Annotated in this window: 25 protein-coding genes and 1 tRNA gene; 19 read left to right on the top strand and 7 right to left on the bottom strand. The window is 41.2% G+C overall.

The window, feature by feature from the left end; genetic code table 11:
• Window positions 1-122: 122 nt before the first annotated feature.
• From PSF31_RS18225 to PSF31_RS18195, 7 genes are all read right to left on the bottom strand, one after another.
• A complete protein-coding gene (locus tag PSF31_RS18225; RefSeq protein ID WP_272683228.1) occupies window positions 123-326 on the bottom strand; it encodes a DUF551 domain-containing protein in 204 nt (67 codons plus the stop codon).
• A gap of 46 nt (window positions 327-372) precedes the next feature.
• Window positions 373-576 carry a hypothetical protein gene (locus tag PSF31_RS18220; RefSeq protein ID WP_105881150.1) on the bottom strand — a complete coding sequence of 68 codons (204 nt, stop codon included), beginning with the start codon at window positions 574-576 and terminating at the stop codon, window positions 373-375.
• Window positions 577-601: 25 nt separating this feature from the next.
• The gene (locus PSF31_RS18215; RefSeq protein WP_112860421.1) at window positions 602-2,488 is read right to left on the bottom strand and encodes a toprim domain-containing protein; all 1,887 of its coding nucleotides are present in this window, start codon (window positions 2,486-2,488) and stop codon (window positions 602-604) included.
• A 114-nt stretch (window positions 2,489-2,602) separates the two neighbouring features.
• Window positions 2,603-3,469, bottom strand: coding sequence for a replication protein (locus PSF31_RS18210; RefSeq protein ID WP_272683227.1), 867 nt, complete (start codon window positions 3,467-3,469; stop codon window positions 2,603-2,605).
• Entirely contained in the window at window positions 3,444-3,617 is a 174-nt protein-coding gene (locus PSF31_RS18205; protein ID WP_187710178.1) for a hypothetical protein, read from the bottom strand. The genes PSF31_RS18210 and PSF31_RS18205 overlap by 26 nt, the downstream gene beginning before the upstream one ends.
• A 20-nt stretch (window positions 3,618-3,637) precedes the next feature.
• Entirely contained in the window at window positions 3,638-3,955 is a 318-nt protein-coding gene (locus tag PSF31_RS18200) for a CII family transcriptional regulator (protein WP_272683226.1), read from the bottom strand.
• A 109-nt stretch (window positions 3,956-4,064) separates the two neighbouring features.
• Entirely contained in the window at window positions 4,065-4,295 is a 231-nt protein-coding gene (locus PSF31_RS18195) for a helix-turn-helix transcriptional regulator (protein WP_316927703.1), read from the bottom strand.
• 98 nt (window positions 4,296-4,393) lie between these two features.
• Here PSF31_RS18195 and PSF31_RS18190 point away from each other — a divergent pair, with 98 nt between their 5' ends.
• The 19 genes from PSF31_RS18190 (at window position 4,394) to PSF31_RS18100 (ending at window position 13,393) form a co-directional block, all read left to right on the top strand.
• The gene (locus PSF31_RS18190) at window positions 4,394-5,041 is read left to right on the top strand and encodes a LexA family protein (RefSeq protein WP_272683225.1); all 648 of its coding nucleotides are present in this window, start codon (window positions 4,394-4,396) and stop codon (window positions 5,039-5,041) included.
• Between the two features lie 98 nt (window positions 5,042-5,139).
• Window positions 5,140-5,838 (top strand): hypothetical protein, encoded by a 699-nt coding sequence (locus PSF31_RS18185; protein ID WP_272683224.1) that lies wholly within the window; start codon window positions 5,140-5,142, stop codon window positions 5,836-5,838.
• Complete coding sequence (locus PSF31_RS18180) at window positions 5,835-6,419, top strand: type II toxin-antitoxin system VapC family toxin (protein WP_272683223.1); 585 nt, start codon at window positions 5,835-5,837, stop codon at window positions 6,417-6,419. Before PSF31_RS18185 ends, PSF31_RS18180 begins: the two co-directional genes overlap by 4 nt.
• 351 nt (window positions 6,420-6,770) lie before the next feature.
• Window positions 6,771-6,838: transfer RNA gene (locus PSF31_RS18175), tRNA-Tyr, on the top strand.
• A gap of 142 nt (window positions 6,839-6,980) precedes the next feature.
• Entirely contained in the window at window positions 6,981-7,166 is a 186-nt protein-coding gene (locus tag PSF31_RS18170; RefSeq protein ID WP_272683222.1) for a hypothetical protein, read from the top strand.
• Between the two features lie 2 nt (window positions 7,167-7,168).
• Window positions 7,169-7,375 (top strand): hypothetical protein, encoded by a 207-nt coding sequence (locus PSF31_RS18165; RefSeq protein ID WP_272683221.1) that lies wholly within the window; start codon window positions 7,169-7,171, stop codon window positions 7,373-7,375.
• A 22-nt stretch (window positions 7,376-7,397) separates the two neighbouring features.
• Entirely contained in the window at window positions 7,398-7,742 is a 345-nt protein-coding gene (locus PSF31_RS18160; RefSeq protein WP_164561131.1) for a hypothetical protein, read from the top strand.
• 3 nt (window positions 7,743-7,745) lie between these two features.
• Window positions 7,746-8,039 (top strand): hypothetical protein, encoded by a 294-nt coding sequence (locus tag PSF31_RS18155; protein WP_272683220.1) that lies wholly within the window; start codon window positions 7,746-7,748, stop codon window positions 8,037-8,039.
• 28 nt (window positions 8,040-8,067) lie between these two features.
• Window positions 8,068-8,259 (top strand): hypothetical protein, encoded by a 192-nt coding sequence (locus PSF31_RS18150; protein ID WP_272683219.1) that lies wholly within the window; start codon window positions 8,068-8,070, stop codon window positions 8,257-8,259.
• A 1-nt stretch (window position 8,260) separates the two neighbouring features.
• The gene (locus PSF31_RS18145; RefSeq protein WP_096864287.1) at window positions 8,261-8,533 is read left to right on the top strand and encodes a hypothetical protein; all 273 of its coding nucleotides are present in this window, start codon (window positions 8,261-8,263) and stop codon (window positions 8,531-8,533) included.
• Window positions 8,534-8,597: 64 nt separating this feature from the next.
• On the top strand, window positions 8,598-9,617 hold the full coding sequence (locus PSF31_RS18140) for a cell envelope biogenesis protein TolA (protein ID WP_272683218.1): 1,020 nt from the start codon (window positions 8,598-8,600) through the stop codon (window positions 9,615-9,617).
• A gap of 227 nt (window positions 9,618-9,844) precedes the next feature.
• On the top strand, window positions 9,845-10,045 hold the full coding sequence (locus PSF31_RS18135) for a hypothetical protein (RefSeq protein ID WP_096864288.1): 201 nt from the start codon (window positions 9,845-9,847) through the stop codon (window positions 10,043-10,045).
• Complete coding sequence (locus PSF31_RS18130) at window positions 10,042-10,191, top strand: hypothetical protein (protein WP_176489306.1); 150 nt, start codon at window positions 10,042-10,044, stop codon at window positions 10,189-10,191. The genes PSF31_RS18135 and PSF31_RS18130 overlap by 4 nt, the downstream gene beginning before the upstream one ends.
• Before the next feature lie 23 nt (window positions 10,192-10,214).
• Window positions 10,215-10,907: a hypothetical protein gene (locus PSF31_RS18125; protein ID WP_272683217.1), complete on the top strand. Its 693-nt coding sequence runs from the start codon at window positions 10,215-10,217 to the stop codon at window positions 10,905-10,907.
• Window positions 10,908-10,933: 26 nt separating this feature from the next.
• On the top strand, window positions 10,934-11,806 hold the full coding sequence (locus tag PSF31_RS18120; protein ID WP_272683216.1) for an ATP-binding protein: 873 nt from the start codon (window positions 10,934-10,936) through the stop codon (window positions 11,804-11,806).
• Complete coding sequence (gene ssb, locus PSF31_RS18115; RefSeq protein ID WP_096864291.1) at window positions 11,807-12,277, top strand: single-stranded DNA-binding protein; 471 nt, start codon at window positions 11,807-11,809, stop codon at window positions 12,275-12,277.
• Window positions 12,278-12,289: 12 nt separating this feature from the next.
• Window positions 12,290-12,844 (top strand): hypothetical protein, encoded by a 555-nt coding sequence (locus PSF31_RS18110; RefSeq protein WP_096864292.1) that lies wholly within the window; start codon window positions 12,290-12,292, stop codon window positions 12,842-12,844.
• Between the two features lie 53 nt (window positions 12,845-12,897).
• The gene (locus PSF31_RS18105; protein ID WP_096864293.1) at window positions 12,898-13,185 is read left to right on the top strand and encodes a hypothetical protein; all 288 of its coding nucleotides are present in this window, start codon (window positions 12,898-12,900) and stop codon (window positions 13,183-13,185) included.
• Window positions 13,186-13,231: 46 nt separating this feature from the next.
• Window positions 13,232-13,393, top strand: coding sequence for a hypothetical protein (locus PSF31_RS18100; RefSeq protein ID WP_172974374.1), 162 nt, complete (start codon window positions 13,232-13,234; stop codon window positions 13,391-13,393).
• Window positions 13,394-13,479 lie beyond the last annotated feature (86 nt).

Here is a 13,479-nt window from a genome sequence, read left to right as displayed (position 1 = left end):
ATTAAATGCGATGATTATTGATATAAAATCTTTACCCTCGATCATTAGTCCTATAGAAATCGGAATAAATAAAACTAGATACATAGTTAATAGTGAAATTACTATTCTCAGCTTTCTGTTCATCATTCACCCTCTGGCATTGGTGGGAGCTCGTGCCAATACTCGATGTTTTCTAAACCCACACCCGACAAAAACTCACCATCATCCCATTTGCCGTCAAAGTCGCTGATGTGCATGATGTGAAGCATGGTTCCTAATTTAACAATTACTGGTTTACCAACTTCTGGCATTTTATCTGAGCACTTAACCCAATTAGCTCCCTGCATTAGATGCCTCCCTCTGTTAACGTTGTTCCTTTCATCACTCAACACCTCACGATTCCCACTCATAGCCGACTTTAATTGCCTTGGCTTGCTCAAGAGTATTTGTCATCACTTTCGTGTTAGAAATATCGCCCCAGCAATCACTCTCAACTGGCGTTAGATAATATTCATTTTCTGTTCCATCATCCGATTTGTAAGTGTGACGAACCGGATCACCTAAAACCTTGGTGACTGTGCTTTTTAATAAATTCATCTAGAAGTCCTTATGATTTGGTGTGTTAATACTCGGTGACGTGTTCGCTTTGCCATACTTGGTCATATTCAGAGTTAGGCATATTAGCGATGTAGTTGTAGGGTGAGCCGCCTTCCATGATTAAAAACTGGTGCGAACGCTCCTCAAGGTATAACGGGATCTTACCTTCCCATCCTTCACCGTTACGTTGTTTCTCCAAGCACAATACAGATGCTGGTTCTGCTGTGTGATTCTGTTCTTCTGGTGTTAATTGCTGCCCAGCCTGTAGCTTCTGTAAAGCCCTCTCGCGGCGTTTATTTCGCCAGATGATAAACAGGTTATCTGTCAGGTCAGTGATTGAGCCTGAGCCTTTTACGTCCATTTTACCTGTGGGTTTATCTTCGCTATCAGACTTGCGGCTGTGAGTGACTAGAATGACATGGCTATTGGTTTTATTTTTGAAGTCGCATATCGCGTCTAAAAATTCCTTTTGCCCATTGTAGTCATCATCGTCAATCCCGCACTTCATCAAGCTATCGATAACAAAAAGGTTTATTCCATAGCGTCGGTTTGCATACTGGAATATCTCCAATAACTTTTTGGCTTTCGCTGTTCCTGTTAGCGCAAATAACCAAAGGCGGTCGTCATAAAATCCAAAGGCTGATTCAATCTCCATGTTTGTAGGTAGTTTATTGCAGGTTGCTTGGCGTGTTAGGCGTTTAAGAAATATCGCTGGCTTAAGCTCAAACGATGCTACACAAGCCCTAGCACCCTGTCGCATCGCCTCGCAAAGCATGTGACCTAGAATTTCGCTTTTACCGTGACCGTTCACCCCATTGAGAATAGTTAATTCCGACTCTCTAAAACTGAATTGGTGGTTTAATGTTTCCCACGGGCTTCTGAAAAGATATTGCTCTTTGCCGTAGAATGCTTGGATGGTGTCCTGCATAAACTCACGGGCGCTGCATAACTCATCAGGGTCAAAGTAGGTTGCAGTTTCAAGGTACTTAATGATTTCTTCTTGGGTAATTCCAGCCTGTAGGCATTCGTTGATATCTTTTTTTGGCAGTGAAACAAGGCGGCAACGATATTCACCAAGTCGGTTAGCAATCTCTTTAGCTGCCTCTCGCCCTACTTCGTCAGCATCCAGTGACAGCCAAATCTCGGTAAAACGGTCTAGGTTGTGATACTCAAACTCAATCCATTGTTGTTTGGCTCCCTTCCCCCCTCCGAATGGCACAGATAACGCAGCTAACCCATATTCGTGGTAGCTCATACAGTCAATTTCGCCCTCACAAATAATTACTGCTCTGGCGTCTTTGGGTATCTGATCCCAACCGTACAAACAAGGCTCACAATCTGCCTCAACTGAAATGGCTTTTTTGCCATTTGGTCGCTCGGTGCTAATTCGCTTTACCTGCAATAATTCACCATCTCGCTTGTACGGGAAAGCAATAGCGGGCAATTCACGGTTAACATCATGAGACCAGACTACAGCGTCACAGACCTTAAATTCTTCGGCTGTTTTTCTGCTAATCCCACGACCTTCTAGGTAGGTAAAACAATTTTCAGTTTTTCGAATGTTTTTCTTGAGTGATTCGTTTTTGGGTCGGCTAAATTTCTTTTGGCTCTTAGCTGAAAAGTGATGGTCATCGTCATGAATGCCTAGATACTGCTTTGCCTCGGTCATGGCTTGGTGCAAGCTGCAATCCCTAACCTCAACCCACAAATCCAGTAAGTCTCCCCCGATCCCCTCAGCGAAATCAGACCAAACTCTTTTGCCTGAAAGGTTTATTTTCAGGCTCTTGCCTGATTCCCCATTTACAGAACCCGCTACCCACTCGTTATGCTCTTTTTTGCCGTTAGGCAATAAATACTTCGCCACGCGGTCAACATCATCCCAAAGGCGATCTGACAGTTCCGTGATTGTCATTAAGCTTCCCTCAAGTTTAATTTCCTGAACCAGTACCGAACGAAATCAGCACTTAGCCATCCGTGGCAATAACCACGAATTAACATTGATTTGATAGTTGATTTCATTTTCGCCTCAGTAGAATACGAGACCGTTTTTAGATACCGTGATGGATGATTGCTGCGTTGTGGATTGTGATAACTCTGGCTTCTCGTCAGTCCAGCGACTGCCGTTTAGGTAGGTTGTCGGATGCATTTTATCAAACCCAAATTGCTGAGTACGTAACCTGCACTGAATATCATCAGCAAGGAACTTGGCAAACTCATCGATTGAACCGCCAGTTTCTTTCCGCCACTCTTTGAATTTCGATTTAAATGCTGTCTTGCATTTGTCCTTGCCAACCTTCCGCATCCCTGCAATCCAAAATATCTTTTCGAATGGCTCGATAAAGGGATCTTGTTTTGTAGGCTCAGAATTAGATTTTTCATCCGTCGAGCGAACCTCTTCGCTCATAGTGTTTTTATTATCTTTCTTTTCTTTTGTAGTATTGTCTTTTGTGTTTACCTGATTCGGGTAATCGCTTTTACCTGATTCGGGTAATGTTTTCTTACCTGATTCGGGTAAACTTACCTTTTTCGGGTAAACTTGTTTTTCTTTCCATTCATGGATGTTTTTATTGATTGAAACATGACGTTTTTCTGCCAATAAAATCCCTCTGGAAACTAACTCACTTTTAGCTGCTGAACACTTGTGCGGCAACATTCCAGTTAACTTTGAAAGTTGCTCATTACCAACCCAATCAGATTTTTTGTTATAGCCGTAAGTCTTTCTGGCAATAGCAAAGAAAACTAACAATTGATGTTGAGTTAAATTGGCAAGCATGACAGCCTCAAGCAGTTCATTGGCTATTCTTGTGTAGCCGTTATCAAGGTCAGCCACTTTGCTCTCCACGACCTTTAGCTCAGGTCTAAAATCATCAAGATATTTTATTTCCGCTGACATGCTGACCTCCTTGTTGCTTTCTAAACTCTTCGACAAATCTTTTGCCGAACTCCCTATTTTTTGCAGCTGCGACTAATAGCCCATCAGGGCTATCAGGATGTACTCTTTCTTCTTGATTTTGGTTGATAAATCGGCGTTTTTTTGCCATAATTACCTCACTATTTTGATTTAGATTAGCTCCATCTGAGCCTCATCGGTTGCCGCCTTTGAGGTTTTTCTTTTTGGGTATCTGATATGCTCTAGCATCTGAATTAATGCCCTAGCCTCATCACCCTGAATAATCACATCTTGAATTGGCGCATCGAACCCTATTGCGTCTAGCAGTCTTGCTGCCTTCTCAACAAAGCCGTTCTCAGCTTGCCATCTAGTGATTTGGGATTCGTGTACACCGACAGCCTTAGCAACTTGCTTAGGTGTGGTTAAGATGATCCCTTTGCGAATACGAGCCTCAATAGCTCGCACGTTGCGTGTTTTTGCGTAGTCCATTTGTTAAATTCCTTTTGACGTAGTTAGTCCGTTGCTCACGATCCTGTGAGTGTGTATTGCTCTGAGAATTTACTCTGAGCAGGCTAGTGATGTTAAAGAGCGAGTGAATCTATGCTGCTTTTGGTGGAAAAATGTCATCGATAGTGACGTTAATCCCGTTATTGTTAAAAAAGCTAACTAGCTGCCTGCATACTTCAAGGTCTGCTTTACGGCGGCCATTTTCATAATGGCTAATGTTTCCTTTTGTGCAGCCTAGCTCTTTAGCTAAATCAGTCTGTGTAAGCCCAAGTTTTTTTCTATATCGGCTTATGTAATTCATCTGAACCTCCTTATTGTTCATTACGAGAGTATACATAAAGTATCCGTAATTTCAATATAAAAGTATACATATTGTCTGTCTACATTTATGTATACATATCGTATTATTGGGTTATGAAAATGAAATGGTATGAACTTGCCAAGTCCCTTATGAAAGATAAGGGCATTACATACGATCATCTGGCAGAGCATTTTTCGGTATCGAAAGGTGCCGTTGGGCATTGGATGACAGGAAAGAGAGAGCCAGCATTTAGCGAAATAGCTGGAATACTTGCATATGTTGGCGTCAATAACCCAACCATAAATCAAGATGGTACGATTAGCATTGACGAAGAGTCGATCAGAAGAACTGAGCCAATCTATGAATACCCTTTACTCTCTAAAGTACAGGCTGGATCATTTACCGAAAATAGCAATTCATATACAGAGAAAGATGCCATCGCGTGGATACCAACAGCCAAAAAAGCAAGCGATAGTGCATTTTGGTTAGAGGTTGAAGGCCACTCAATGACAGCGCCGCAAGGTGGGCGCCCTAGTTTCCCTGAAGGCATGCTGATACTTGTTGACCCTGAGCAGGATGTTGAGTTTGGGGATTTTTGCGTTGCTCGTTTACTAAATGACGAGTTCACGTTCAAGAAACTTATCCGCGAAGGTTTGGATGAGTACTTAGCTCCATTAAATGATGAATATAGACTGATCCCAATTAATGGTAACTGTCAGATTATCGGTAAAGTTGTTAAGTCCCAGTGGCCTGATGACACGTTTTAGGGTGTGGTTTTTTAATGCTCCCCATTGACTTTTTTTGATAAAACTGGTTTATGAAACTATAATTTTTGGTAAAGGCATCTATATTATGAGTAATTCTTATGAGCGATCTACTTAGATTAAAGTTAAAAATCAATGGAACCAAACCTAGTGATATCCCTATGGATGAACTGGCTGGTTATTTGGTAGATCTTTCTGCTCTGTATGGTATGTCTAAAAATGTAAGGTTTGAATCAGTGAAAGAAGGAAGCATTGAAATAAACGCTTACACTACAGATTCCCTATCATTAGATGTTATTCGTGCAAATGTTTTAGAGAACTTAGAAGGTAGCAAACTAGCTAAAAGGCTAAACAAAGATAACTTTTCAGCAGAAATATATTATGAAAATGAGTTAATTAATTCAATTAATCCAAATTTAGAAGATAAACCAATACTTTTAACAAAGAAAAACGCAAGAATCCAAGGTGAGTTGTTTCATATAGCAGCAAAAAACCAAAATTCAGCGTCAGTTAGGTTAAAAGGCTCAGCTGGTGAAACCCTTTTGTGTAGCGCTACAAAAGCTGATGCTGTACGTCTAGGTCGATACATCTTTAAAAAAATAAGAGTGACAGGGACGGCACAGTATGAAAAGCGAGACGGAGTTTGGAAGCTAAAAAGTATGAAAATAGAAAACTTTTCTGAACTTCAGGACGTTAGCTTATCACAGGGTCTGAAGGCTTTGGCCGAAGACCCAGCAAACAAATGGGATGAAATCGACAATCAAGATGAAGTGATACTGAAATACAGGAGTTTCAGTTGAAAAGAATAATAGTAGATACAAATATTCTTATCTGTTTAATGAAAAAGAATTCTCCAACAGATAATCTACTTGGTGCTAATGGGTTCGCAACTGTTGATGATGTCGAGTTAAGATCTCAGGCTTTACTAGACCACATAGAAAGCAGTGGCGGCACATTAGTTTTACCTGCTCCTGTATTAGCCGAATATCTCCTTGGTATCGAAGGAGAGAAAAATAAGCAAAAACACACCCAATTAATATTGAGCATGAGCTGTTTTGAAATATTACCATTTGATGAGTTAGCTGCCATAGAGTGCTCTCTGCTACCATCACCAAATGAGTTTAAGCAGTTTATAAAAAGCGAAATAAACTCCAATGCTACCGCCAATAAAATTAGATACGACAGGCAAATAATATCAATAGCTAAAGCTAATAATATTGATGAGATTTGGAGCGGGGACAAAGAAGTTTCCAGTAAAAGCACAGAATTTGGCATGGAAATAAAGTCTTTACTTGATATTCAACCAATGGCTTTATCTGAACAAATAACACTAAACCTACTAGATGAAACCCCTCCATCAAATAAAAACCAATTAAACTAACCCCCCCAGCCCTCCCCGCGAGGGCTTTTTTGTGCCCGCAATTCCCCCTAGTGTGATTTTCCTCGCAACATAAATAATTTTTGAAAATAAATTACCTGTAAATACAAATAGTTGACGCTATAACTCAAATAAAGTCTACATTCTGTATTTACAACCATCTACGATTCGTATACATTTGAACACATCAAAGGCAAACAACATGAAGCATATGCCTTATGCTCTTTAATAATTAGGAACGCTCAGAATAAATTTTCAGAGCAACCACTGAGTGGTTTTTGGGATTGGTGAACGCTAAGGCTGATTAGCTAAGCATGAGGGTGATCGGGTTCCTAGGCCGAGTGTACCGATTGTTAGCGTGTAGCTCAAAGGTAGAGCGAGGCCATAAAGCTAGGGTTGCGGGTTCGAATCCCGTCACGTAAGTAGGAGATCAGCACCTACCACCAATCACCAAAGATCACTTAGGAGGAAATTATGGCAAAGATTACGATTTTACAGTCTGGAGAGAATTCAAAAACTAGACGATATCGCAAGCAAGGTGAGTTTTTGGCTAGAAAAATAGCTATGAGGTCGCAGCCTAAAAGCCGCTCAGTGGAAGAAATATGGGATTCGATTATCAAACCAGTAGACGAAACCGATGTACTGGCAAGCTTACTTATAGGGATAAAAGACATACCCGATGTAGAACGCAAGCAACCACGGCTACGCAAGCCGATTATGAGTGACAGTTCAGTCACAGCAAGGGGATGAATATGAGTTTTCATGATTTATCGAAAGAATCGAAACAGATAGCAAGAGAAACGCTTGCTGAAATATTGAAACTTGAGCGAGCTCAAGCATTTAACCTAAATGATGGCGCAAGTATTGAGCTGGCAAAATTTGTGAAAGATGCCTTCATTGAATTGGAAACAGAAATAATCTGCGTTGGTCAAGATTTTCAACTGCCAAGAATGGCTTGATTAATAGATAGGAGATAGAGATATGTTTCACATAGACAGAGAAAAAAACTTTGAAATATGTGAGGGTTTATCAGTATGGGGTTATAAGTGGAGTATAGATAAGCATGACCGAGAATCAACCTTCCATATAATTAGACAAGATACAAAAGAAGAGGTTATGGAAGTAAATACGTCGACAACCGACAGAGGTGATAGACATATGATTATGACATCGCATGACATATTAAATGTAACATCCAACTTATTAGAAAGATTGAAAAAACTCACGCAAAATAACCCAGAAGTTAAAACAGAAGAAATTGACAATGTTATTTGGGAGGCAAATTGGGTGATAGGCGTTATAAACAACTCATTCGGGAACAATTAGAACATGAAAAATGACATTCACGTTAAAAGGGATTGGCATATTGAAATAAGCCATGAAGATTTCTGGGTGGTAAACAGTAATGGGAACTCAGTATGCGTCCTACTTGACCATAAAGATGTGTTAAGAAGCGGAATATTAGTTGTCAATAGCCCAGCATTATTAAATTCACTAATAGATATTTTCTTAATCATCAAAGAATTGAGAAAAAATAATCCATCAATGATAGGTGATGAATATAACGATGATTTAACGTTTGCAAGAGATTTACTTGAATTTTGCTTGGTTAATATTCCATAAATATTATTTAGTTAATAACGGAGGGAGTATGACAGATAAACAGAGTTTACCGTGGCAACTGGAAGAGCTGCGTGACAAGTTCGCAATGGCGGCACTGAATGGGTGTTTATCTCATAGCGATACGAGTAACGTCGCTTTTGATTCAGTTAAAGAGGCTACTGATTATTATGCAAAACTTGCTTATGCATATGCCGATGCAATGTTAAAGGCTAGGGGGTGATATGGGATTTAAGCATAGTCCAGCGCCTTGGCATTTAAGGGATGGAATAAATGAATACTCAACTTTAGTTGATGATAATTATAACGTTATTTTTTCATCGCCAGATGACATTAAAAAAGAAGACGCAGACCTAATCGCAGCAGCACCAGAGTTATTAGAGGCTTTGATTGAGCTAACTGAAAGCGCTAAAGATGCCATTGATGGTCTAGGTGATTTAGCAGACGCAATAGACACAGCCAAAGCAGCAATCGCAAAAGCCCTCGGTCAGCAGTAACCCACCACTTAATCATTCATATCGCTATTAATAGTGAGGAATACGCACATAAGGAACATAGGAAATGGCAAATGAATTAGTCGTAATTGAGAAGTCGACGGCGCTTGAAGTATTTAAGTCATCGGATAGCGTCGAAGATATCATTCGTAAAGTAGAGCAAGAAGTTAACTCTTTTATTCCAGATGTTAGCACTGCCAAAGGTCGCAAGGAAATTGCTTCACTGGCTTACAAAGTCGCTCAATCGAAAACTTATCTCGATGGTCTTGGTAAAGACTTGGTAGCGGAGCTAAAAGAAATACCAAAGCTAATTGATGCTAATCGCCGAACTGTTCGTGACCGCTTTGATGCCTTACGCGATAAAGTTCGACAGCCATTAACTGAGTGGGAAGCCGAGCAAGAGCGAATCGAAGCAGAAAAGCAAATGTTAGCGTGGCACGAAGAAGCACTAGAAATGAACGCGGCATTCGATAAGGCACTTGCTGAGCGTATCGAGTCAGACCATGAAATCGCCCTGCTCATGAATGAGAAATTCGACCGTGATTTAGCAGAAGCTAAAGCCGAAGCAGAACGCCAACGTATTGCACACGAAGAAGAGCTGAAGAAACAAGCAGCAGAGCAAGCAAGGTTAGAAGCCGAACGAAAGGCACAGCAAGAAATTGAAGCAGCAGCGCAACGCGAACGTGAAGCAAAGGAAGCCGCCGAACGTGCAGAGCGTGAAAAGCAGGAAGCCATTCAACGTGCAGAGCAAGAAGCGAAAGAAGCCAAGGAAAAAGCAGAGCGTGATGCTAAAGAAGCTCAGAAGAGAGCCGAACGCGAGAAACAATTAGCTATCGAAGCTGAGCGCAAAAGAGCCCTTGAAGCTGAGCGCAAAAGAGCCCTTGAAGCTGAGCAATCGCGATTAGCAGAAGAAGAACGCAAGCGTAAGGAAGATGCGAAGCGTCAAGAAGATAAAGAACATCGCCGTGTATTTAATCAAGAGGCATTGAAAGCCTTAGTCAGTAACGGATTTGACGAAAAATTAGCAACTGAATTTATTAAGCTAGTTGCAAGTAACCAAATCCCCCACATGACAATGAATTACTAATACCCACCGCACCAACACCAGAACACTTTCAATAACAATCGCTATCAATCGATAAGTGAGGATTAATCATGCGTACAAATCAGAAGTACAGCCGTGCAATGCGAGACGTTTGCATGGTTAAACCTACCAAGCCACAGGCTATCAAAAACAAACCAAGTGTCGGATTTTGTGTAGCTACCATCCTGATATTTATATTTTTTCTTCTTCCTGCTTTTATGAGGTGACGTATGCAAACAATTGAAATAGAAAGCGATGCTATTTATTTGAATTCAAAGCCAGCGGCGCACAGAGGGCAGCGAATATCGCTTGAGTTTGATTCACATACAAGGATAGAAACCAACGCCACGGAATGGCTGATATTGAGTTTAAACCCAACAAGGGAACTGTTGGAGAAGATACTCAGGGAACGGTATGAGGACGCAGCATGAGAATTTCAGATTATGAACTCAAGCAAAGGCAGGATGCCGAAAGACGACGCAGGGAGCGTGAGGAAGTAGAGTATTACTACTGGTTGGAGAGTCTAGGATTGACGCCGGCAAAAATACCAGACAGTCACTTCAAGGGTGATTTTTAAATTAATTTAACAAGAGAATAATTATGAATATTTATATTGATATCGAAACAATCCCATCCCAAGACCCAGCTATTAAGCAGAAATTTTTAGATGAAGTAACCGCACCGGGCAATTACAAAAAGCAGGAATCCATTGATGAGTGGTTGGCAGCTAACCGCGAAATTGTCGGTGAAGAAAACTGGAAAAAAACCAGTTTCGACGGTGGGTTAGGTCATGTTTGCGTGATTGGCGTAGCAATTAATGATGGAGAAACAAAAACTTTCTACGCAGAAGATTACTTGGCTAATGAAAAGAAAATTATCACTGACTTATTCGAGTTGATTGATGATAACTACGACCCATCAAAAAACATTCCACCTGTTTTTATTGGGCATAACATCGCAGAGTTTGACCTTAAATTCTTATTCCAGCGTGCTGTGGTTCTTGGTGTTAAGCCGCCAAAAGTAATTCCGTTCGGTGCTAGGCCTTGGGGTAAATCATTATTCGACACAATGACAGTTTGGGCTGGGCATAATGGACGCGTATCGCTAGATAAACTCTGCTCCGTTCTTGGTTTAAATGCCAAAGGCTCTGAAACTGGCGAGGATATCGACGGCAGTAAAGTTTGGGATTTTGTTAAGGATGGCAAGATTTCAGTAGTCGCCGAGTACTGCAAGGGTGATGTAGATCGGGTTCGAGATATTCATAAACGCATGACATTTCAATTGACCGCCTAAATGGCGGTTTTTTGTAGGAGGTAATTATGAAATTTGCAAAAGCATTGCGGAAAAAAGCAAAGCTACGACTTGCACTAACAGGCCCTAGTGGCTCAGGTAAAACGTATGGAGCACTGGAAATAGCCAAAGGACTTGGCGGCAAAACAGCAGTGATAGATACCGAGAAAGGAAGCGCTTCACTCTACTCTGACCGCTTTAATTTTGATGTATTAGAGCTGGACCCGCCATTCACACCAGAGCGATTTATTGAAGCCATCGGAGCTGCGCAGGAAGCTGGCTACGACAATTTAATAATCGACAGTATCACCCATGAATGGAGTGGGTCAGGTGGATGCCTCGAATTACTGGACGGACTAGCAAAGGCGAAATATCGCGGTAATACGTGGTCAGCATGGAGCGAAATAACACCACGTCACAACGCATTTCTCGACGCAATTCTACGGTCTGACCTGCACATTATCGCAACAATGAGAAGTAAAACGGAAACTGCTCAAGTTGATAAAGGTAACGGCAAGAAAGGCGTAGACAAGCTAGGTATGAAGTCAGAGCAACGGGACGGTGTTGAGTATGAATTTACTACCGTTCTCGATCTCAATCACGAAACTCACACGGCAATGGCAAGCAAGGATAGAACAGGATTGTTCAGCAATGCCGAAGTCACCCAGCTAAATGAATTAACAGGCAAAAAGCTAATGGATTGGCTTAATGATGGGCGAACTAAAGCTGAAGTGGATTTATCACACTTCACTGATATTGCAATGGAAACACAAGACATGGATGTACTTAAAAATGCGTTTGGTGAGGCATATAAAGCGCTCAGGGATACACCAGAACAAGCGGAAGCTCAGAAGCTATATAAGCTAAGAAAAGAAGAGTTAACTAAACAAGAGGCGGCATAAATGGCTGAGAGAGGCGTCAATAAATCCATCATTCTAGGAAATTTAGGCGATGACCCGAACGTGAGGTATTCACCGAACGGAACAGCATTTGCTAATTTCTCGGTCGCCACAAGCGAAACGTGGAAAGACAAAAACACAGGTGAGAAACGAGAGCGCACTGACTGGCACAACATTGTCATACAAGGAAAGTTAGCCGAGGTGGCAGGTCAATACCTGAAAAAAGGAAGTCAGGTATACATAGAGGGGAAAATGCGCACTCGTAAGTATCAAGGTAATGACGGGCAAGATAAGTACATTACTGAAGTCATCGTTGACATTGATGGAAAAATGCAAATGTTAGGCAGCGGTAATCAAACTGAAAGTCAGAATCCGAAGCCATCAACTCAGGGGGTTCAGCGCCCACACCAACAACCGCAAACTCAACAACCTGAGCCACCATTAGATTTTGATGATGATATGATCCCGTTTTAGAAGGAATCAAGCATGGATAATACGCAATTATGTATAGAAAGTTACTCTCGACATAAAAACCTTAAGTTAGTTGGCATGGAGCTAGGTATACCGTGGCAATCGGTATATAGCACGCTAAGGAAGGCGGATTATCCAGTAACTGGTGATAAAGCTAGGTATGGGTCAGTTACAGATAGAATAGCGGTTATTGGTGAGCAAAAGTTTAAGAAGGCAGTTCCAATAGCCATAGATAATAATGACTTGAAGTATCAAGCAGATATTGATTTCACCATTGGAAACATAACGGTAGACGTTAAAACTTCACGAATTAGACGTTACCAGCAAGGAAAAGGAATTCGTAATTCAGCCCCAAGGTGGGGTTATTGCATCAATAAACAAAAAGACACCGCTGACTTTTTTGTCTTGTACGCTCTTAATGATGACAATGAAACTGAGCATGTTTTTCTCATGCCGAATGAAATTGTTACCACTGCATCAACAATATCGATTCCAGAAACACTAGCTAGTAAATGGGCTGATTACAAAATAGAAGAAAGTGAATTATTGCCATTCTTCCAATCTTTGTAATCCACACTACCCTTCTGACCCTTCCCTATGTGATTTAACCAAAGGATATAACCATGGATAAATGCTGCTTATGCAAAAAAGAGCTTGATGACTATAACGGGTATGAATACCGAGGCTTTCATTCCTGCGAAGAGCATTTTGATGAAGTATGCGATCGAGTTGACAGGAAAAGGCAGGAAATTATCAGTCGTCATGATTCTATGTCTAGGCCACTGAAGGGATTAGATATAAGGCCAGATAACCCTATCGGGAAAGCTAACCGAGAATTACTTAAGGGAAGCATCGAAGTTAGCGGGAAAGAAACTTATCTGGAAAAAGAATATCGCAAAGGAATTCTTTAGTTAACCAAAGGATATATTTGCAAGGATGCAAACAGGAGATAGATATATGAATAATGAAAATTGTAGTTTTGAAGAATGGCACGATTTATTAATGCAAGTAGCAGCAGACCACGGCGGTAGCGCAGCAGATGCAGACGCTTGGCGTGATGATTACGAAGCAGGAAAAACACCACTTGAAGCGTGGGTTGATGAATGGGGTGAGGATTAATCAGGGAAAGGATTAATTAACCCGCAGGGATGCAATGAATAAAAAATGCCGCCACGGAGCGGACGGCAAGAGGTTGTCTAGATATG

The sequence above is a fragment of the Providencia sp. PROV156 genome (assembly GCF_028480905.1).
In the GTDB taxonomy this organism is placed as follows: Bacteria; Pseudomonadota; Gammaproteobacteria; order Enterobacterales; family Enterobacteriaceae; genus Providencia; species Providencia hangzhouensis.
The sequence above is the reverse complement of the archived record's forward strand: the minus strand, read 5'-3'. Positions and strand labels throughout refer to the sequence as shown.